Below are 20,280 nucleotides of genomic sequence, written 5' to 3' on the forward strand. Positions count from 1 at the left end.
GATACTGCGGGCAGCCGCCCCCGGTGACCGGTGCCGGACGCGGTGAGCTGGAGGGGACGGTTCGCGTGAGCGAGATACCAGCGAAGGCCACGGAGTCCGAGGACCCGTCGGACGGCGCGAGGAACCAGGCCGCGGACACCGCCGCGGCACCCGGCGACGCCATGTGGCAGAGCAGTCCGCCCGGTTCGATCTACGACTACATCAAGGTCGCGTCCTTCTCCATCAGCGCCGGTGGCCTGATCGACCAGTGGAGCCTGCGCGCCGAACAGCTCTTCGGCATCCCCGCGCAGCACGCCGTCGGCATGGATCCCATAGAGGCGTTCATCGACCCCGACCTGCGCGACCGCGGACAGCGCAAGATGGCCGAGATCCTCGACGGGCGCGAGTGGACCGGGGTCGTCCCCTTCCGGATGCCGGACGAACAGGACGGCAGGCGTGGGGAGGAGGGCCTGGCCGAGGTCTACGTCATGCCCACCAGGACCGCCGAGGGCGACAAGGCCGCCGTGTGCATCGTCGTGGACGTCCGCACCCTGCGCAGCATCGAGACCGATCTCGCCGCCTCGCAGGCCATTTTCGGTCAATCACCGTTCGGATTCCTGCTGATCGACAGCGATCTGAGGGTGCGTCGGGCCAACGAGCGGTTCGCCTCCATCTTCGGCGGAACCCCTGACGACCACCGGGGCAAGGAGGTGCACGACTACCTGCCGCGTGGTGAGGCGGAGCGCGTCTCGGCCACGCTGCGGCGGGTGCTGGAGAGCGGCCAGTCCATCACCGACATGCACGTCACGGGCTTCGTCCCGGGCTCCGAGGAACGCCGGCACTGGTCGGTCAACCTCTACCGCGTGCACAGCGGCACCGGCCGGCCCATCGGCATCGCCTGGCTCGGCACCGATGTCACCGCCCGCCGCGCCGCCGCCCGCGAGGCCGCCGCCGCCCGCCGCAACCTCGCCCTGCTCAACGAGGCCGGGGCCCGCATCGGCAACTCCCTCGACCTGGAGACCACGGCCCGCGAACTGCTCGACGTGGTCGTCCCCGGATTCTGCGACCTGGCCACCGTCGACCTCTACCAGGGCCTGCTGGCCGGCGACGAGACGCCGCCCGGACTCGCCGACGGCAGCGCCGAACTGCGCCGCGTCGCCTTCGCCAGCGCCGTCTCCGACGCGCCCTTCAGCGGCTCCGGCGACCCCGTCGCCGTCGGCGCGGTGCACCACTACCCCTTCGCCTCGCCCTGCGCCGACGCCCTGCGCACCGCCCGCCCCCGGGCGGTGCCCGCCGAGGAGGGCGGCCTCGTGCAGTCCACGCTGGCCGTGCCGATGGTCGCCCACGACACCGTGGTGGGCCTCGCGCGGTTCTCGCGCACGAAGGGCAGCGAGCCGTTCGGCGACCGCGACCGGGACCTGGCGGTGGAACTGGCCGCGCGCGCCGCGGTCTGCATCGACAACGCGCGCCTGTACCGCCGCGAGCACGAACGCGCGCTGATACTGCAGCGGTCCCTGCTGCCGCCCGGCGACCCGGAGGCCTCGGGGCTGGACATCGCCTGCCGCTACCTGCCCGGCAACGCGGCCACCGAGGTCGGCGGTGACTGGTTCGACGTCATCGAACTACCCGGGCACCGGACGGCGTTGGTGGTCGGCGACGTGATGGGCCGAGGGCTGCGGGCGGCCGTGGCGATGGGTGAACTGCGCACGGCGGTCCGCACACTGGCCCTGCTCGACCTCGAACCGGCCGAGGTCCTCTCGGCGCTGGACGAGATCGCGCGCGGCCTGGGCACCCCCGGCGGTGTCCAGCAGGCCACGCGCACGGCCCGGCAGCCCCGGGACGCCGACCTGTCCGAGGTGTACCTCGCGACCTGCGTGTACGCCGTCTACGACTCCGTGACCAGGCGCTGCACGTTCGCCAACGCCGGCCACCTGCCCCCGGTCCTGGTCGAGCCCGGCGAGGCCGCGCTGATGCTCGACGTGCCGCCCGGCATGCCGCTGGGCGTGGGCGGCGAGCCCTTCGAGGAGGTCGAGGTCGAACTCCCCGAAGGCGCCCTGCTGGCGCTCTACACGGATGGACTGGTCGAATCGCGCGACCATCCGCTGGACGAGGGACTGCAGGCGTTCGTCGGCGCGCTCACCGATTCCTCCCGGCCCCTGGAGGACGTCTGCGACCACGTCCTGAACACCCTGGACACCCACCACGGCGAGGACGACATCGCCCTGCTGATGGCCCGGGTCCAGGGGCTGCCGGCCGAGTCCGTCGGCGACTGGACGCTGCCGCGCGAGCCGCGCAGCGTGGGACGGGCCCGTGAGTACGCCCGCGGGCAGCTGCTCAGCTGGGACCTGGAACCGCTGGTCGACACCACTGAACTGCTGGTGAGCGAGCTGGTGACGAACGCGCTGCGGTACGGCGAGGGAGAGATCCGCCTCCGGCTTCTGCTGGACCGCACGCTGGTGTGCGAGGTGTGGGACTCCGGCCTGGTCCAGCCCCGGCGACGACGGGCCCGCGACACCGACGAGGGGGGCCGCGGCCTGCAACTGGTCGGACTGCTCAGCGCGGCATGGGGCTCACGGCGCACGCCCCGGGGCAAGACGGTGTGGTTCGAGCTGCCGCTGCCCGGCGGCGACCACACCCTGACCGACCCGGCGGAGGCACTGCTCAGCCTGTTCTGAAGGGCCACCCCGGGATCGGTGGGGGCCGGCGCTACCCGGAAGGCTCCGAGAAGCGGTGCCTGGTCCGGGTCTGCGGGCCGCCGAAACTCACCGGGGGGCCGCCCGCCGGGTCCTCGGCCAGGAGGATGCCGCCAAGGACCGCGCCGGCCAGGGCAGCCGAGCCGCCGTCGGCGCCGGCGTACGGGGTGCCGTGCGACCGCACGTCCCGTTCGGCGTCCGCACGGGCCTGCCGGGCAGCCGTGTCCGCCCCTTCCGCATCCCCCACGGCGAGCGACCGAACCGCCTCGGCCAGCCGGGCCCGCGCGCCGGCGCCCACCACGCCCCGGTGCACCGCCACGAACTCCTCCGCCGCCGCGACGGAACCGCCGGCCACGAGCGAGGCGGCCGCGTCCAGCACTCCCGACCGCCCCGCCTCGAGCCGCGCCACGGCCCGCGTGATCCGGCGCAGCGCGTCCAGCGGGTCGTACGCCCCCGAGGTCAACTCCCCACGCACGCCGGCCAGCACGCCGTCGGCACGGACCAGTCGCGCGTGCAGCTCGCCCGCGGTCAGGGCTGTGGGCGCCGCGGTCAGGGCTGTGGGCGCCGCTCCCTTCCGTACCGCCGCCAGCTCCGCCTCCCCGCCGGTCAGCGCGGCCGGTACCAGCTCCGCAGCCTGCCGCAGCCGGTCCGCGAGCCCCTCCACCGCACCGGTGAGGACACCGGCCTGCGTGATGGCGCCCTCGGCGGCCCGCAGATGTGCCGCCGCCCGCTCCCGGTCGCCCGAGTCGTCCGCCTGCCGGGCCCCGTTGAGGTGCGCCGTGGCGAACACGAGCCGGTCCTTGGCCTGTTCGAGGTACCCGGTGACGTCCCCGGCCGGGTACCTCTGCCGCAGCCGCACGAGTGCGTCCTGCGCGGCCGCCGTCCGTGCCGTCAGCCGCCGGAACCTTCCCTCGGCGACCTCCAGCGCCCCGCCGGCCCCCTGCTCCCACCCCCGCAGCCGGTCCAGCGCGGGAGCCTCGGCGTCCAGCCGCCGCCCCGTCTCCGCACACCGCCCGATCACCCCCACCAGCGCCTGCCGCCGGGCATCCGCCTCCTCCGGCACCCCCTGCTCGTACCGCCGCCAGATCGCGAACGCGGCCGACAGCTCCGTCTCCGCGGCCCGCAGTGCGTGTGCGAACGGCTCTGCCCGGGACTCGCCGAACCGCTCCCGCACGAACGACAGTTCCTCCCGGCTGGTGCGCACGCAGTCGTCCGCCTGCACCAGCGCCGCGCGGGCCTGCCGCTCGGAGTCGGCCGGCGCGGGCGCGGGCGGCCGCACGGAGACGGTCCCCGGTGTCGTCCGTGAGCGCAGCCGCCGGGTGCGGCGCACGTAGCCGTATCCGCCCAGGACGACGGCCGCGCCGCCCGCGATCAGCGGCAGTACGAGATCGGCGGGGGACGTTCCGTCCTGCTGCGGAGCGGCGGCGTTCGCCGCGTTCGCGGCGGACCCGGCGGACCCGGCGGGTGCCGGGGGAACCGGGCCGGGGGCGGTGATCGTCATCACCGGTGACACCAGCCACCCGACCCCGGCCACGGCGCCCAGCACGGCATGCGTGACCCGCGCCCGTATCCGGGTCTTGGCACGCCGGGGCCGGCCCCGGATCAGGGAGGACGTCACCTTTCGGAGCGTATGGGCAGGTAAGCGGCTCCGCGAGCGGGACGGAGACGGGTGGGGGAGGAAGGGGACAGCGGGGCCGGATGGACGACGAAGAGAAGAAGAGCGGGATCACGGGGGAGCCGGACGCCGAGCCGACGGCGGCGGAGTCCGGTGGCCAGGCTCGGCCGGACGGGCCGAAGACCGACGTCCCGACCCAGCCGGTCGCGCCCGGGGCCCGCCCGGACAAGAAGGACAGCCCCGGCGCCGACCCCGCTCCCGGCGCCGCCCCCGCTCTCGGGGCCGGCACCGCTCCCGATCGCGTCCCGGCCCCCGGTCCAGAGCCGGCCCCCGAGGCGGCCGGTGGATCCCGGGTAGCCGAAGCCGAAGCGGAAGCGGAAGCCGATCCCGAAGCCGATTGCGAGGCCGGAGCCGAAGCCGAGGCCGGTCCCGGGGCCGGAGCCGAAGCGGAAACCGATCCCGAGGCCGGAGCCGATTCCGCCCCCGCCCCCCGAGGCGCCCCGCGCCGTCGGCGGCGCCGTCTTCTGCGGTACACCCTCGTCGCACTCGCGCTGCTCCTCCTCCCGCTCCTCACCGCCGAGACGGCCCTCCGGCTCAACTACACCGGCGACCCTGCGCCCGGCACCCGCACCAGGCACCGGGACGCCCTCTGGCTGGGCCACGCCTGGGTGGACGGCCGCAAGACCGACCGGGACGTCGAGGCACTCGCCGGGCGGCTGCGCGGCACCGGGATCCGCGACCTGTACGTCCACTCGGGCCCGCTGGAGCACGACGGCACCCTGCCCGCCTCCGCGTACCGCAAGGCTCGTTGGCTCATCGCGGCCGTCCACCGGGAGCTGCCCGGCGTCCGGGTGCAGGCGTGGCTGGGCGACAAGCTGGCCAGCGAGAGCCCCGACGGACTGCGCCTGGACCGCGCCGCCACCCGTACCGCCGTCCTCGCCTCCACCCGCCGGATCCTCGACGCGGGCTTCCAGGGCGCCCACTTCGACCTGGAACCCCTCCACTCCGGCGACCAGGACTACCTCGCCCTCCTCGACGACCTGCGCACCCTCACCCACGCCCACCACGCGGTGCTCTCCGTCGCCGCCCACCAGATCGACCCGCTGCCCGGGTTCCACTCCTTCTGGGGCACGACCACCGGGCACCCCAAGTGGTGGTCGCAGGCCTACTTCGGGCAGGTGGCCCGCCGGGTCGACCAGATCGCCGTGATGTCGTACGACACCATGCAACCGCTGCAGAGCCTGTACGGCGGCTACGTGGCCCAGCAGACCAGCCTCGCCCTGGAGGTCACCCCCGACTCCACCGATCTGCTGATGGGCCTGCCCTTCTACCACGAGAACCGCTTCGGCCACTGGGAGCACGCCGAGACCGTCCCGGCCGCCGTCCGCGGCGTCCGCCTCGGCCTGTCCCGCACCGACGCGGGCCGCGAGAACTTCGGCGTGGCCGCCTACGTCGACTTCGCGGCGACGGAGGAGGACTGGACGGCGTACCGGAAGGACTGGGCGCAGCCGTAGTACACCGCCCGGTGCGCGTGCCATGCTCGTCGTCATGCACACGTACCTGGTGATCGCGGGCGCGCTGGCCGTGGGGCTGATGGCCGCCTCTGGCATCGCGGCCGTCACGACCGGCTGGGTGGCGCCCTTCGCCCGCCGCCGGATCCTGCGGCCGAGGCTGTGGGGATACGGCCAGCTGTCCGGAGCGGCCGGGGCGTCGCTGTGGATGTTCCTCGGCGTGTTCCGCGCGCGGTTCGACGCGGTCCCGCTCGTCGGCTGGTTCGTGTTCATGGGGAGCCTGGGCGTTCAGATGCTCGCCCAGCGCCCCGGCCGTGCCCCCGCCCCCGTGCCGCCCGCTACGGAGTCCGCCTCCTGATCTTCGAGCCCAGCCACACCAGCGGGTCGTACTTGCGGTCGACCGCCCTCTCCTTGAGCGGGATCAGGGCGTTGTCCGTGATCCTGATGCCCTCCGGGCACACCTCGGTGCAGCACTTGGTGATGTTGCAGTAGCCGAGCCCGTGTTCGTCCTGGGCGGCGCGCGCCCGGTCCACGCCCGTCCCGGCCGCCGCGTCCAGCGGGTGCATGTCCAGTTCGGCGACGCGCATCAGGAAGCGCGGGCCGGCGAACGCCGTCTTGTTCTCCTCGTGGTCGCGGACCACGTGGCAGGTGTCCTGGCACAGGAAGCACTCGATGCACTTGCGGAACTCCTGCGAGCGGTCCACGTCCTCCTGCATCATGCGGTACTCGCCCGGACCGAGCCCGGCGGGCGGCACGAACGCCGGAACCTCCCTGGCCTTCTGGTAGTTGAAGCCGACGTCCGTCACCAGGTCCCGGACCACCGGGAAGCCGCGCAGGGGGGTGACGGTGATGGTGTCGGCGCGGTCGAAGACCGACATGCGGGTCATGCACATCAGCCGGGGGCGGCCGTTGATCTCCGCCGAGCACGAACCGCACTTGCCCGCCTTGCAGTTCCAGCGCACGGCGAGGTCGGGGGCCTGGGTCGCCTGGAGGCGGTGAACGATGTCGAGGACCACCTCGCCGTCGTTCACCTCGACCGAGAAGTCCTCCAGGCCGCCTCCCCGCACATCGCCCCGCCACACCTTGAAGCGGGCCTCGTAGCTGCTCATTCGTACAGCTCCTCCTCGGCGAGGTACTTGACCAGCTCCTCCTTCTCGAAGAGGGCGAGCAGGTCGGGGCGGATGGGGTCGGTGGTCTCGCGGGTGAGGCGGATCTGGCCGCGGGCGGGGTCGCCCGCCGCGAGGGCGGCGGCGGGGCCGGCGAGCGTGCACAGCAGGTTCACGTTGCGCCAGGCGCGGTCCATCGCGGGGTGGTCCTCGCGGGTGTGGCCGCCGCGCGACTCGGTGCGCTCCAGCGCGGCCCGCGCCACGCATTCGCTGACCAGCAGCATGTTCCTGAGGTCCAGGGCGAGGTGCCAGCCCGGGTTGAACTGGCGGTGGCCCTCGACCCCGGCCCGCCGTGCCCGTACCCGCAGCTCGGCCAGCCGGTGCAGGGCCTGCTCCATCTCGCCCTCGCGGCGGATGATGCCGACCAGGTCGTTCATGGTCTGCTGGAGTTCCTGGTGGATGGTGTACGGGTTCTCCGGCGGGCCGGCCTCGCCCTCAGTCTCCGCCGAGAAGGGCCGCAGGGCCTCCGCGGACGCCGCGTTGACCTGGGACTCGGCGACCTGCGGGCGCCGGCGCGCCGGGTCCAGCGCGTACCCGGCCGCGTGGCCCCCCGCCCGGCGGCCGAAGACCAGCAGGTCGGAGAGGGAGTTGCCGCCGAGCCGGTTGGAGCCGTGCATCCCGCCGGCCACCTCACCGGCCGCGAACAGTCCGGGCACCCCGCGCGCCGCCGCCGTGTCGGACTCGACGGCGATGCCGCCCATCACGTAGTGGCAGGTCGGTCCGACCTCCATCGCCTCCGCCGTGATGTCGACGTCCGCCAGTTCCTTGAACTGGTGGTACATGGAGGGCAGCCGGCGCCGGATCACCTCGGCGGGCATCCGGGTGGACACGTCCAGGAAGACCCCGCCGTGCGGGGAGCCCCGGCCCGCCTTCACCTCGGCGTTGATCGCGCGGGCCACCTCGTCGCGGGGGAGCAGTTCGGGGGGCCGCCGGTTGTGGTCCGGGTCCTCGTACCACCGGTCGGCCTCCTCCTCCGACTCGGCGTACTTCTCCTTGAAGACGTCCGGGACGTAGTCGAACATGAACCGCCTGCCCCCGGAGTCGCGGAGCACCCCGCCGTCGCCGCGCACCGACTCGGTGACCAGGATGCCCTTCACCGACGGCGGCCAGACCATGCCGGTCGGGTGGAACTGCACGAACTCCATGTTGAGCAGCGGCGCCCCGGCCAGCAGCGCGAGGGCGTGCCCGTCGCCGGTGTACTCCCACGAGTTGGAGGTGACCTTGAAGGACTTGCCGATGCCGCCGGTCGCGAGGACCACGGCGGGTGCCTCCAGCACGAAGAACCGGCCCGTCTCGCGGTCGTAGGCGAAGACCCCGCCGACCCGGTCCTCCGTGGCGGAGCCGCCGTCGGGCCCGGTCTTGAGGATCCGGGTGACCGTGCACTCCTGGAACACCTTCAGCCGCGACTCGTAGTCGCCGGTCTCGCGGTGGTCCTCCTGCTGCAGCGCGACGATCTTCTGCTGGAGCGTGCGGATCAGCTCCAGGCCCGTACGGTCGCCGACGTGCGCGAGCCGCGGGTACTCGTGGCCGCCGAAGTTGCGCTGGGAGATCCGGCCGTCCTTCGTCCGGTCGAACAGCGCACCCCAGGTCTCCAGCTCCCACACCCGGTCCGGGGCCTCCTGGGCGTGCAGCTCGGCCATCCGCCACTGGTTGAGGAACTTGCCGCCGCGCATGGTGTCGCGGAAGTGGACCTGCCACGTGTCGTGCTCGTTGGCGTTCCCCATGGCCGCGGCGATGCCGCCCTCGGCCATCACCGTGTGCGCCTTGCCGAACAGGGACTTGCAGATCACCGCGGTACGGGCGCCCCGCTCGCGCGCCTCGATCGCGGCCCGCAGCCCGGCGCCCCCGGCACCGACCACGACGACGTCCCACTCCTGCCGGTCCACCACGGGCATCAGTCAGTCCCTCACTGGAATCTCTAGAAGAAGCGCGGATCGTCGAAGACCCCGGACGCGACCAGGTAGACGTAGAAGTCGGCGAGCGCCACGCTCAGCAGCGAGGCCCACGCCAGCTGCATGTGGCGGGCGTTGAGCCGGCCCACGAACTGCCACGCCCGGTAGCGCACGGGGTGCCGGGAGAAGTGCTTGAGCTTGCCGCCGACGATGTGCCGGCAGGAGTGGCAGGAGATCGTGTACGCCCAGATCAGCGCGATGTTGGCCAGGAAGACCAGGGTGCCCAGGCCCATGTGGCCCCAGCGGTAGTGGGTGTCCCGGAAGGCCAGCACGGTGTCGTAGGTGAGCACCCCCGCCACCAGCAGGGCGGCGTAGAAGAAGTACCGGTGGACGTTCTGCAGGATCAGCGGGAAGCGGGTCTCCCCGGTGTAGGTGCGGTGCGGCTCGGCGACCGCGCAGGCGGGCGGGGACGCCCAGAAGCTGCGGTAGTACGCCTTGCGGTAGTAGTAGCAGGTCAGGCGGAAGCCGAGCGGGAAGATCAGGATGATGATCGCGGGGGAGAGGCCCCACCAGCCGCCGAACAGGTTCGCGTTGGGACCGGCGTGCATGGGTCGGCAGTTGTCCGCCAGGCACGGCGAGTAGAACGGCGACACGTACGGCGCCGCGTAGTAGTGCGCGTTCGCGAAGGCCCGCCAGGTCGAGTACACGACGAAGGCGAACAGACCGGCCGCGGTGACGGCGGGCGCCAGCCACCAGCGGTCGGTCCGCAGATGCGGGGCGGTGATCGCGGCGCGCGCACCGGAACGTACGCCGCCGCTGTTCTGTTGGGGTTCCGTACCAGTAGCCAAGGGGGCCTCCGGTCGGTTCGGGGGGTGTCAGGGGGCGCGGCGGTCGCGGGCGCCGAGGCCTTCGTCGTCCGAGTCCGTCCACAGGCTGATGTCGTAGGGCGTGTCGGAGATGGTGACGAGGTCGGGACGGCGGGCGGTGTCCGGCGCGGCCGCGGCCGCCCGCAGCAGCGCCACGCTCTCCCGCAGATGGTCGGCGTCCAGCCGGACGCGGCGCATCTCCAGGCCTTCGGTGCCGATCTGGTGCTCCAGGCGTCCCAGCGACCGGTGCAGATCGTCGAGGGAGCGCTGGACCGAGGTGATGTCGTCGTGCACGGACATGACTTGCCCTCACTTCCGTGGGTCCGGCGGGCCCTGGGCGGCAACGTTCATGCGCCTAGGAGTGTTGCGCCTCACACGTCTCGCTGGGAAGGCGTGTGCGGCGATTGGCCGGAGGCGTACGGACGCATCCGGTGGCGTGTTGCGCCGCACGGGTGGGGTTACCGCCCGTCGCCGCCGTGTCGCCCGCTGTGGCCGGATCCTTTCCCGTTCAGTGGCCGCATAGATCTGATCAGCTCCATATACCGCCAAAAGTGATCAGCTCTACATACCGACAAAAGTGAGCATAAGGCCCGCAGCGTCCTGGAGGTAGCAGAGATGTCCTACGACGGCACAGCGCGGCGGGCCCTGACGTCGCGGCGCTCCCACCGCAGCCTCCTCGCCGGCCTCACCGCGGGCGCCCTCGCGGTGCCGCTCCTCGCCGGCTGCGGCTCCGACGAGGACGAGGCCGGCAAACCCCTCGCCGGACAGGACATCGCCCAGGTCGCCCGGAGCCAGGTCGCCGACGGCGGCACCCTGAAGTGGGCCGTCGACGCGGTCCCCGAGACGCTGAACACCTTCCAGGCCGACGCCGACTCCGCCACCACCCGGGTCGCCCAGGCCGTGCTGCCGTCGATGTTCCGCCTCGACGCGACCGGCCGCCCGGTGGCCGACCCCGCCTACCTGGAGTCGGCCAAGGTCATCGAGACCGAGCCGCGCCAGGTCGTGCTGTACAAGCTGAACCAGCAGGCCGTCTGGAGCGACGGACGGGAGATCGGCGCCGCCGACTTCGTCGCCCAGTGGCGCGCCCTGTCCGGCCGGAACAGCGCGTACTGGACCGCCCGCAACGCCGGCTACGACCGCATCGAGAAGATCGAGCGCGGCGCCAGCGACCTCCAGGTCCGGGTCACCTTCTCCCGCCCCTACGCCGACTGGAAGTCGCTGTTCTCCCCCCTGTACCCGAAGCAGGTCACGGGCACCCCGGACGCCTTCAACGACGGCGCCCGCCGCAAGCTCCAGGTCACCGCCGGCCCGTTCCGGGTGGAGAAGGTCGACACCGCGAAGAAGGACGTCGTCCTCACCCGCAACCCGCGCTGGTGGGGCAGGCCCGCCAAGCTGAACGGGATCGTGCTGCACGCCGTGCCCCGGGGCGAGCGGGCCGCCGCACTCGCCGACGGCAGCGTCGACCTCGCCACGATCGACGCCGCCGACGCCCGGCGCATCGACCTCGCCGCGAAGGGCGCCGGCTCCCCGTTCCGCGGCGGCGGGAAGACCTCCGTCAAGACGCTGCGCTCCTGGGCCCTCGCGCACGGCATCGCCTCCGACGGGGCGAAGGCGGGCAGGAAGAAGCTGCGCAAGGCCATCTCCGCGTACCTGGAGGAGCAGCAGGCCCTGCGCGGCTTCGACGTCCGCCGGTCCCTGGAGCCCGCCTACACCCAGCTCGCCCTCAACGGCTCCGAGGGCCCCCTGGCCGACGAACGGGTCCGCCGGGCCGTCGCCCGCGCCCTGGACCGCGAGGAACTCGCCAAGCTGGTCCTCACCCCGCTGGGCCTGCCCGCCGTCCCGGTCGGCAGCCACCTCGCCCTGGCCGGACAGGCCGCCTACGCCGACAACAGCGGTGCCGTCGGCGGCCAGGACACCAAGGAGGCGCAGGCGCTGCTCGGGGACGCCGGCTGGGTGCCCGGCGGCCCCGTCAAGGAGCAGAAGAAGACGGAGAAGGCGGCCGGCCCCGAGAAGGAGAAGAGCGACGAGGAGTCGGACAAGTCCAACGGCGGCAAGGACGGCGAGTACATCGTCGGCGAGGACGACAAGGGCAAGCACCACGAGTCCGCCGGCGAGGAGCGCGGCGAGGACGGCGGCAAGCACCTCGCGCAGGAGGGCCGGCAGGGCGGGGCCCCCGGGGCGTACGCCCCGCAGGGCACGGCCGCCCCGGCCGCCGCGCCGGCCGCACCACTCGCCAAGGACGGCCGGCCGCTCGCACTGCGCTTCGTCCTGCCCGCCGGCCCCGGCTCCGAGACGCTGGACACCGTCGCCGAGCGGATCTCGGTGATGCTGGAGCGGGTCGGCATCCGGACGACGATCAGCAGGGTCCCGGACGAGAGCTACTTCAAGGACCACATCGCCTCCGGCGACTACGACCTCGCCCTGTACTCGTGGCCGGCCTCCGCCTTCCCCGCGACCGACGCCCGGCCCATCTACGCCAAGCCGGCGCCGGCGGCCGACGGCTCGGTCAACGTCGAGCAGAACTACACCCGGGTCGGTACGGACCAGGTGGACCAGCTCTTCGACCAGGCCCTGGCGACGCTCGACGAGGACGAGGCGCGCTCCCTGATCCGCAAGGCCGACGCCCGGATCTGGGCGACGGCCGGCTCCATCCCGCTCTACCAGCGACCGCAGCTGGTCGGAGCGCGGAAAGACCTGGTCAACGCGGGTGCGTTCGGGTTCCAGACGCCGGTCTACGAGGACATGGGCTTCCTGCGCAAGGGTGCGAAGGGACCGAAGGCGGCACCGTCGTCGGCGAGCCCCTCCGGCAGGTGATTCCGGGGTCGGAAAGGCCCTGAGGAGGCCGACACCCTCAGGGCCACGTAACATGGGGTGAGGCCGTGGCATGTCAAGCCCGGCAGGGCCCGCGTCACACGGACGTACGCAGAGGGCCTTCCTCACACCCCGGGAGTACGTCGCAATATGGCCACGCGCCACGACATCCGCAACGTCGCCATCGTCGCCCACGTCGACCACGGCAAGACCACCATCGTCGACGGCATGCTGAAGCAGGCCGGCGCGTTCGCCGCCCACCAGCTCGACCAGGTCGACGACCGGGTCATGGACTCGAACGACCTGGAGCGTGAGAAGGGCATCACGATCCTCGCCAAGAACACGGCGGTGAAGTACCACCCCAAGGACGGCGGGGAGCCCATCACCATCAACATCATCGACACCCCCGGCCACGCCGACTTCGGCGGCGAGGTCGAGCGCGGTCTGTCGATGGTCGACGGTGTGGTCCTGCTCGTGGACGCCTCCGAGGGCCCGCTGCCGCAGACCCGGTTCGTGCTGCGCAAGGCGCTCCAGCAGCGCCTGCCCGTCATCCTGTGCATCAACAAGACGGACCGCCCGGACTCCCGCATCGACGAGGTCGTCAACGAGACCTACGACCTCTTCCTCGACCTGGACGCCGACGAGGAGCAGATCGAGTTCCCGATCGTCTACGCGTGCGGCCGTGACGGCATCGCCTCGCTGACCAAGCCGGACGACGGCACCGTCCCGGCCGACAGCGACAGCCTGGAGCCGTTCTTCTCCACGATCCTCCAGCACATCCCGGCCCCCACCTACGACGAGGACGCGCCGCTCCAGGCGCACGTCACCAACCTCGACGCCGACAACTTCCTCGGCCGTATCGCGCTGCTCCGCGTCGAGCAGGGCGAGCTGCGCAAGGGCCAGACGGTCGCGTGGATCAAGCGTGACGGGACCATCAGCAACGTGCGCATCTCCGAGCTGATGATGACCGAGGCGCTCACCCGCAAGCCCGCCGAGAAGGCCGGCCCGGGTGACATCTGCGCCGTCGCCGGCATCCCCGACATCATGATCGGCGAGACCCTGGCCGACACCGAGAACCCGATCCCGCTCCCGCTGATCACGGTGGACGAGCCCGCCATCTCCATGGTCATCGGCACCAACACGTCGCCGCTGGTCGGCCGTGGCGGCACCGGCAAGGGCGCCGACGCGAAGTCGGCCGTCAAGGACCGCAAGGTCACCGCCCGCCAGGTCAAGGACCGCCTGGACCGCGAGCTGATCGGCAACGTCTCGCTGCGCGTGCTGGACACCGAGCGCCCGGACGCCTGGGAGGTGCAGGGCCGCGGTGAGCTGGCGCTCGCCATCCTGGTCGAGCAGATGCGCCGTGAGGGCTTCGAGCTGACCATCGGCAAGCCGCAGGTCGTCACCAAGAACGTCGACGGCAAGGTCTACGAGCCGGTCGAGCGCATGACGATCGACGTGCCCGAGGAGCACATGGGTGCGGTCACCCAGCTCATGGGCGTCCGCAAGGGCCGGATGGACAACATGTCCAACCACGGCTCGGGCTGGGTCCGCATGGAGTTCGTGGTGCCGTCCCGCGGCCTCATCGGCTTCCGTACCGAGTTCCTGACCCAGACCCGCGGCACGGGTATCGGCCACTCCATCCACGAGGGCTTCGAGCCCTGGTTCGGTGCGCTGCAGACCCGCAACAACGGCTCCCTGGTCGCCGACCGTTCGGGCGCCGTCACCGCGTTCGCGATGACGAACCTGCAGGAGCGCGGCGTGCTGTTCGTGGAGCCGGGCACCGAGGTGTACGAGGGCATGATCGTCGGTGAGAACTCCCGTTCCGACGACATGGACGTCAACATCACCAAGGAGAAGAAGCTCACGAACATGCGGTCCTCGTCGGCCGACTCGTTCGAGGCCATCGTCCCGCCGCGCAAGCTCTCCCTGGAGCAGTCGCTGGAGTTCTGCCGCGACGACGAGTGCGTCGAGGTGACCCCGGAGGCGGTTCGCATCCGCAAGGTGAACCTGGACGCCCGCGAGCGCGCCCGCGCCGCGAGCCGCGCCAAGCACGGCTGACCCGCAGGGCACTTCGGCCCGGGCCCCCTCGTCATGAGGGGGCCCGGGCTTTTTGCAACCCGTTTTCCGGTGGCCCGTGACCGCCGGCCCGGTGCGAGGTGTCCGTAATGCGGAGATCCTCGACCGATAGCCATGTAACACGTCCGTTTCGCGGCCTTCTCCCACCGAACGGTTTGTCCAATTTTTGGAAGTTCTACGCGCCAGCTGTGACTGAATTGAGATTTAAAGACGGTGGTCGCCATCTGTCGCATGGCAGATAGTTAGCCGCGTAGCGCTCGGGTCAATGGGTCTCGCGCTGTGGGGACAGCGCCGACTCACGAGCACCAGGGGGTGTCTGACCCTCCGTCAGGGGTGTCGGAGGGAAGACGGTAACCCTCTCCTGTTGGTGAACACGTGAAGTCATGAGGAGGAACCCCCATGTGCGGTGTCACGAACACCATGTGGGCCAGTTCGTCACTTCCAGCGGTGTGATTCGGCTGTAGAACTACGCGCGTCCGGCAGCGGTTCCGCGCGTCCTCGGAGTACCCGGGCACCTCTCACACTCATACCTGTGAAACGGACGAACCGTGACAAGTCCTACCGACATTGAGGGCGGCGGGACTTCGGTCGTCGTCGACGGCGAACCAGGGCCGGAGACGAAGGACGAAGCCGTCAAGCTCGAAGGCCGGTCTCCCGGCCAGCTGATGTGGATGCGCTTCAAGCGCGACCGCACCGGTGTGATCTCGGCCTACGTCGTGGGCTTCTTCTTCCTGATCGGGCTGCTCGCGCCGCTGATCTCCAAGCTCTACGGCAAGGACCCGTACACGGTCTACGCCGACGAGCGGCCGGACCTCTTCGACAGCGCCGGCGTGCCGGTGCAGCCCAACGGCGGCATCAGCGGCGAGTTCTGGTTCGGTCTCGAACCCGGCAACGGCTACGACGTCTTCACCAAGCTGATCTACGGCATCCGCACCTCGCTGATGATCTCGGTGGCCGTCACCGTCGCCGTCGTCGTGACCGGCATCCTGCTCGGCGTCACCGCCGGCTACATCGGCGGCAAGACCGACTACTTCATCGGCCGGGTCATCGACTTCCTGCTCGCCTTCCCGGCACAGCTGTTCTTCATCGCGAGCATGCCGGTCGTGGTCTCCCTGTTCGTCAGCCCCCGCGACGAGACGCCCACGTACGTCCGGGTGGTCGCGCTGATCATCGTGCAGTGGTTCCTGGGCTGGATGGGGCTCGGCCGCATCCTGCGCGGCACCGCACTCGCCCTGCGCGAACGGGAGTTCATCGAGGCGGCCAAGGTCAGCGGCGCGTCGCCGTGGCGGATCATCCGCAAGGAGATCCTGCCGAACATCGTGACCCCGCTGCTGGTGCAGTCGACCTACCTGCTGCCCGGCTTCGTGACTGCCGAGGCCGGCCTGTCCTTCCTGGGCGTGGGCATCGTCGAACCGACGCCCGACTGGGGGCAGATGTTCTCCAAGGCGTCCACCGAACTGGTGATGCAGAACGACATCACCTACATGTTCTTCCCCGGCATCTCGATGATCATCTTCGTCGTCGCGTTCAACCTGCTCGGGGACTCGGTCAGAGACGCCTTCGATCCCAAGACCGCGCGCTGACCCAAGCACCACCTTTCGTACGGAACGTCAGTTCCGTTGTCTCGCACTGCACTTCCAGCAGTTCTTCTTCGCACTGGTGACACACAGAACGCACTGGTGACACACAGATGGGTGGGAATCTTCGTGATGAGTAGGGGCGGACGCCACGCATACGGCGCACTCTCCGTGCTCGCGGCCGGAGCTCTTGTGCTCACCGGTTGCAGCAAGGGCGGCAGCGACAGCGGCGGCAACGACAAGAAGGACCGGGACAGCGCCAAGCGGCAGCAGGCGTCCATCAAGTTCGGCGACGCGGCCGCATCCAACGGGCCGGCCCAGGACGTCCCCGGCGCCAAGTCCGGCGGCACCATGGAGGTGCTGCAGCGCGACAGCTACGCCCACCTCGACCCGGGCCAGATCTACGTCTCCGACGAGATGTCGCTCTCGCAGCTGATCCACCGCGGCCTCACCGGCTACAAGGCCACGAGCAACGACGGCAGCAAGCACGAGGTGGTCGGCGACCTCGCCACCGACTCCGGTACCACCACGGACGGCGGCAAGACCTGGAAGTACACGCTGAAGGACGGCATCAAGTTCCAGGACGGTTCCCCGATCACGTCCAAGGACGTCCGGCACAGCGTCGAGCGGCTCTTCGCGCCGTTCATCAACCAGGGCCCCACCTACCTCCAGCAGTGGCTGGCCGACACCCCGGGCACCGCCTACCGCAAGCTGCTCAAGGACGGCCCGTACAAGGGCAAGCACCTGCCCAGCTCCATCCTGGAGACGCCCGACGCGAAGACGATCGTCTTCCACTTCAAGACCGCGCACCCCGACCTGCCCTACGCGCTGGCGATGGCGGGCTACTCGGTGGTCTCGGAGAAGGGCGACACCAAGCAGAAGTACGACAAGTCCCCGGTGGTGACCGGTCCCTACAAGGTCCAGTCCTTCAAGTCCGGCAAGTCGATGGTGCTCGTCAAGAACCCCAACTGGGACCCGAAGACGGACCCGATCCGCCACCAGTACGTGGACCAGTTCAACTTCCAGTTCAACCAGCAGTACGAAACCTCCACCAAGGCCCTGCTCGCCGACAGCGGCGCCGACCAGGCCGGCATCAGCTTCAACAACCAGGTCGACGCGGGCAACCTGTCCCAGGTGCTGCGCGACCCGAAGATGAAGTCCCGCACGGTCTCCGGCTACCAGCCGTACGTGGGCCAGATGAACATCAACATGAGCCACCAGGCGATGCAGGACAAGACGGTCCGCGAGGCCATCGCCTACGCGCTGCCGGTCACCCCGTTCGTGCGCGCCTACGGCGGCACCGACGCCATGGAGGTCGCGGGCGGCCTGATCTCCCCGACCGTCTCCGGCTACGACGCGGCGTTCGACCCGTGGGGCAAGAAGAAGAAGCCCGCCGGTGACGCGGCCAAGGCCAAGGAGCTGCTGAAGAAGGCCGGCAAGCTCAACATGAAGCTGACCTTCGGCTACATCAACACCCCCGAGGGCCAGCAGTACTCCACCGCCATGGCGGCGGGCCTGAAGAAGGCCGGCTTCAACGTCCAGCGCCAGGAGATCCCGGCCGAGACCTTCTACGACCAGGTCTCCAAGCTCGACAACAACTACGACATCTTCCACACCGCGTGGGGCGCCGACTGGCCGTCCGCCTCGACCGTGATCCCGCCGCTGTACGACGGCCGCGTCATCGCCGACGGCGCGCAGAACTACTCGCAGATCAACGACCCGAAGGTCAACAGCGAGATCGACCGGATCAACAAGATCACCGACCCGGTCAAGTCGGCGGCCGAGTGGGAGAAGCTCGACCAGTACATCGTCAAGGACTCCGTCAACGTCGTCCCGACCGCGTACTACAAGCAGACCCAGATCGCCGGTTCCAAGGTCGGCGGCCTCGTCTACGACGACGTGATCGGCGGCGTCGACCCGCGTCGCCTCTTCATCAAGTAACCGTCCCCTGCCGGTACCCGGCGCGCCCCCACCGTACGGGCGCGCCGGGTACCGCCCGGACCGCCGACGTCTGAGAGCTGCCCTGACATGCTGCGCTTCCTCGTCCGCCGGATCATCGGTGCCGCCGTCATTCTGTTCCTGCTGAGCATCGTCGCGTTCCTGCTGTTCTTCGGGGTGCCCCGGGACCCGGCACTGCTGATGTGCGGCAAGACCTGCAATCCGGACAGCATCGCCAACATCCATCACGTGCTCGGCCTGGACAAGTCGATCCCCGAGCAGTACGGGATCTTCCTGCACAACCTCGTCCTGGGCAGCGACCAGTTCGCCCAGGGCCCCTGCCCGGCCCCGTGCTTCGGCTACTCGTACCACACCAACGAGCAGGTCTGGGGCACGCTGATCGACCGCCTGCCCACCACCGTCTCGCTCACCCTGGGCGCGGCCGTCGTCTTCCTCTTCGTGGGTCTCGGCACCGGGCTGCTCGCCGCCTGGCGGCGCGGCACGCTCGTCGACAAGGCGGCCACCGCGGGCGCCATGGTCGTCAGTTCCCTGCAGATCTACTTCCTCGGCCCGCTGGCCCTGGCGATCCTCGTCTACCAGACGCACTGGTTCGACAAACCCGCCTACAACGAGTTCACGCAGGACCCCGTCACCTGGTTCTCGGGGCTGATCATCCCCTGGGTGGTCCTCTCCACGATCTTCGCGGCGCAGTACACCCGTATGTCCCGGTCCTCGATGATCGAACAGCTGCAGGAGGAACACGTCCGCACCGCCCGCGCCAAGGGCATGTCCCGCCGGTACGTCTTCTTCCGGTACGCCTGGCGCGGCTCGCTGATCCCGATCGTCACCATCTTCGGCATCGACCTCGGCTCCCTGCTCGGCGGCGCGATCATCACCGAGTTCACCTTCAGCCTGCCGGGCATCGGACAGCTCGCCGTGCAGTCGGTGTTCTTCAGCGACCTGCCGCTGCTGCTCGGCGTGATGCTGTTCTCCGCCAGCATGATCCTGCTGTTCAACATCATCGTCGACGCCGCGTACGCCTTCATCGACCCGCGCGTGCGGCTGTCCTAGGAGCACTGTCGTGACCACTTTGACCAAGGAAGCCGGTGCTCCGAACCCGGCCGGCACCGGCCCCCTGCTCTCGGTGCGGGACCTGCACGTGAGCTTCAGGACCGAGGACGGCGTCGTACGGGCCGTGGACGGGCTCTCCTTCGACCTGGAGCGCGGCAGGACGCTCGGCATCGTGGGCGAGTCCGGCTCGGGCAAGTCGGTGACGAACCTCACCGTGCTCGGCCTGCACAACCCCATGTTCACCACGGTGGAGGGCGAGATCCTGCTGGACGGGCAGGAGCTGACCACCGCCCGCGAGTCGGAGCTGGAGAAGCTGCGCGGCAACAAGGTCGCCATGATCTTCCAGGACCCGCTCACCGCGCTCTCGCCGTACTACACCGTGGGCCGGCAGATCGCCGAGCCGTACATGAAGCACACCCGCGCCTCCAAGAAGGCGGCCTGGGAACGTGCCGTGGAGATGCTCGGCAAGGTCGGCATCCCGAACCCGCGGGAGCGGGCCAAGGACTACCCGCACCAGTTCTCCGGCGGCATGCGCCAGCGCGCGATGATCGCCATGGCACTGGTCTGCGACCCCGACCTGCTGATCGCCGACGAGCCGACGACCGCCCTGGACGTGACGGTCCAGGCCCAGATCCTGGACCTGCTCAAGGACCTCCAGCGGGAGTTCGGCACCGGCATCGTCTTCATCACCCACGATCTCGGCGTCATCGCCGACATGGCCGACGACATCATGGTGATGTACGCGGGCAGCGCGGTGGAGCGGGGCACGACCGACGAGGTGCTGCGCTCGCCCCGGCACCCCTACACCTGGGGGCTGCTGAACTCGATGCCGCGCCTCGACTCCGACCTCGGCGCCCAGCTGTCGCCGATCCCCGGCTCCCCGCCATCGCTGCTCCATCCGCCGACCGGCTGCCGTTTCCACCCGCGCTGCGGATTCCGGGACCGGGTGGAGGGCACGGGCCGTTGTGTGAACGAGCGCCCGCTGCTGGCCCCGGACCGCGCGTCGGCCTGCCACCTCACCGCCGAGCAGAAGCGGACCATCTTCATCGAGGAGATCAAGCCCCGACTGGGCTAGGTCGTCATAG

At 70.7% G+C, this 20,280-nt stretch carries 14 protein-coding genes; 9 read left to right on the forward strand and 5 right to left on the reverse strand.

Going from position 1 to position 20,280, the window contains the following annotated elements:
- Positions 1-65: 65 nt before the first annotated feature.
- Complete coding sequence (locus IE177_RS02350) at positions 66-2,654, forward strand: SpoIIE family protein phosphatase (RefSeq protein ID WP_190012992.1); 2,589 nt, start codon at positions 66-68, stop codon at positions 2,652-2,654.
- A gap of 31 nt (positions 2,655-2,685) precedes the next feature.
- Here IE177_RS02350 and IE177_RS02355 read toward each other — a convergent pair whose 3' ends face one another.
- Positions 2,686-4,290, reverse strand: coding sequence for a hypothetical protein (locus IE177_RS02355; RefSeq protein WP_190012993.1), 1,605 nt, complete (start codon positions 4,288-4,290; stop codon positions 2,686-2,688).
- A gap of 80 nt (positions 4,291-4,370) precedes the next feature.
- Between IE177_RS02355 and IE177_RS02360 the strand changes: the two genes are divergently transcribed.
- Positions 4,371-5,801 carry a glycoside hydrolase family 18 protein gene (locus tag IE177_RS02360; RefSeq protein WP_229815858.1) on the forward strand — a complete coding sequence of 477 codons (1,431 nt, stop codon included), beginning with the start codon at positions 4,371-4,373 and terminating at the stop codon, positions 5,799-5,801.
- A gap of 34 nt (positions 5,802-5,835) precedes the next feature.
- Complete coding sequence (locus tag IE177_RS02365; RefSeq protein ID WP_190012994.1) at positions 5,836-6,156, forward strand: hypothetical protein; 321 nt, start codon at positions 5,836-5,838, stop codon at positions 6,154-6,156.
- Here IE177_RS02365 and IE177_RS02370 read toward each other — a convergent pair.
- The 4 genes from IE177_RS02370 to IE177_RS02385 are packed head-to-tail and all read right to left on the reverse strand — an operon-like array spanning position 6,137 to position 10,022.
- On the reverse strand, positions 6,137-6,907 hold the full coding sequence (locus IE177_RS02370) for a succinate dehydrogenase/fumarate reductase iron-sulfur subunit (RefSeq protein WP_190012995.1): 771 nt from the start codon (positions 6,905-6,907) through the stop codon (positions 6,137-6,139). The genes IE177_RS02365 and IE177_RS02370 overlap by 20 nt on opposite strands.
- Positions 6,904-8,859, reverse strand: a complete 1,956-nt coding sequence (locus IE177_RS02375) for a fumarate reductase/succinate dehydrogenase flavoprotein subunit (protein WP_190012996.1) — start codon at positions 8,857-8,859, stop codon at positions 6,904-6,906. Before IE177_RS02375 ends, IE177_RS02370 begins: the two co-directional genes overlap by 4 nt.
- A 23-nt stretch (positions 8,860-8,882) precedes the next feature.
- Positions 8,883-9,704: a succinate dehydrogenase subunit SdhC gene (gene sdhC / locus IE177_RS02380; protein WP_190012997.1), complete on the reverse strand. Its 822-nt coding sequence runs from the start codon at positions 9,702-9,704 to the stop codon at positions 8,883-8,885.
- A gap of 27 nt (positions 9,705-9,731) precedes the next feature.
- Entirely contained in the window at positions 9,732-10,022 is a 291-nt protein-coding gene (locus tag IE177_RS02385) for an Rv0250c family protein (RefSeq protein WP_190012998.1), read from the reverse strand.
- A gap of 315 nt (positions 10,023-10,337) precedes the next feature.
- Between IE177_RS02385 and IE177_RS02390 the strand changes: the two genes are divergently transcribed.
- The 6 genes from IE177_RS02390 to IE177_RS02415 all read left to right on the forward strand — a co-directional run bounded on the left by IE177_RS02390 (position 10,338) and on the right by IE177_RS02415 (position 20,270).
- A complete protein-coding gene (locus IE177_RS02390; RefSeq protein ID WP_190012999.1) occupies positions 10,338-12,536 on the forward strand; it encodes an ABC transporter family substrate-binding protein in 2,199 nt (732 codons plus the stop codon).
- Positions 12,537-12,683: 147 nt separating this feature from the next.
- The gene (gene typA / locus IE177_RS02395) at positions 12,684-14,591 is read left to right on the forward strand and encodes a translational GTPase TypA (protein WP_190013000.1); all 1,908 of its coding nucleotides are present in this window, start codon (positions 12,684-12,686) and stop codon (positions 14,589-14,591) included.
- 566 nt (positions 14,592-15,157) lie between these two features.
- Positions 15,158-16,192: an ABC transporter permease gene (locus tag IE177_RS02400; RefSeq protein WP_190013001.1), complete on the forward strand. Its 1,035-nt coding sequence runs from the start codon at positions 15,158-15,160 to the stop codon at positions 16,190-16,192.
- 126 nt (positions 16,193-16,318) lie between these two features.
- Positions 16,319-18,127 (forward strand): ABC transporter substrate-binding protein, encoded by a 1,809-nt coding sequence (locus IE177_RS02405; protein WP_190013002.1) that lies wholly within the window; start codon positions 16,319-16,321, stop codon positions 18,125-18,127.
- Positions 18,128-18,214: 87 nt separating this feature from the next.
- The gene (locus tag IE177_RS02410) at positions 18,215-19,195 is read left to right on the forward strand and encodes an ABC transporter permease (protein WP_190013003.1); all 981 of its coding nucleotides are present in this window, start codon (positions 18,215-18,217) and stop codon (positions 19,193-19,195) included.
- Between the two features lie 10 nt (positions 19,196-19,205).
- The gene (locus IE177_RS02415) at positions 19,206-20,270 is read left to right on the forward strand and encodes an ABC transporter ATP-binding protein (RefSeq protein WP_190013004.1); all 1,065 of its coding nucleotides are present in this window, start codon (positions 19,206-19,208) and stop codon (positions 20,268-20,270) included.
- Positions 20,271-20,280 lie beyond the last annotated feature (10 nt).

Source organism: Streptomyces lucensis JCM 4490 (assembly GCF_014650035.1).
Taxonomy (GTDB): Bacteria; Actinomycetota; Actinomycetes; order Streptomycetales; family Streptomycetaceae; genus Streptomyces; species Streptomyces lucensis.